Here is a 703-nt window from a genome sequence, read left to right as displayed (position 1 = left end):
GCCGAGCTCGTAAGCCGAGTCCATCCGGACCATCGCGACCTCGCCGGTCTCGTCGTCGACCTCGACCTCGGCGACGAGGCAGGCATGGGCGTAGCAGGTCGCCGGCGACATCTCGCCCGTTTCCGGGTCGACGTTCGACAGCGGCACCAGGAAGATGCCGCGTCCAGAGATGGTCTTGCCCTGCTTGAACTGCGCGGCTATGGCGACGTCCTTGGTCGAGATCGAGCGGTGCGGCGCGCCCTTGACGTGGATGTTGCCGCGGCCGTCGGTTTCGAGATCGGCGGCGTTGACCTCGAGCTCCTCGGCCGCGGCCTCCATCATCACGCCGCGCGCCTCGCGCGCGGCGGCCATCACAGCGTTGCCGACGCGGTGGGTGCCGCGCGAGGCGAACGAGCCCATGCAGTGCGGCCCGGTGTCCGAATCCGCGGTGTCGACATAGACGTCCTCGACGGGCACGCCGAGCGTCTCGGCGCAGATCTGCCGCGTCACCGATTTCATGCCCTGTCCCAGGTCGATCGACGACAAAGCCACCGTGAACTTGCCGCTGGGGTTCGAATGCACCAGCGCCTGGCTCGGATCGCCGCCGAGATTCATGCCGATGGGGTAGTTGATCGATGCCATGCCGCGTCCGCGATGCCGGGTCATCTCAACGCCTCCTGGTGCCAAACACGGAGGAAAAGCGGGTCGCGCCGTGCGATGGCGC

Annotated in this window: 1 protein-coding gene; it reads right to left on the bottom strand. The window is 67.9% G+C overall.

The features are described 5' to 3' along the window. On the bottom strand, nt 1–645 hold a 645-nt coding region (locus JHD07_RS39395; protein ID WP_291632030.1), incomplete at its 3' end, for a molybdopterin cofactor-binding domain-containing protein. Between the last annotated feature and the right edge of the window lie 58 nt (nt 646–703).

The organism is Bradyrhizobium sp., assembly GCF_016462955.1.
Taxonomy (GTDB): domain Bacteria; phylum Pseudomonadota; class Alphaproteobacteria; order Rhizobiales; family Xanthobacteraceae; genus Bradyrhizobium.
Note: the sequence above shows the minus strand (reverse complement) of the source record. Positions and strands in the feature narration are given on the sequence as shown.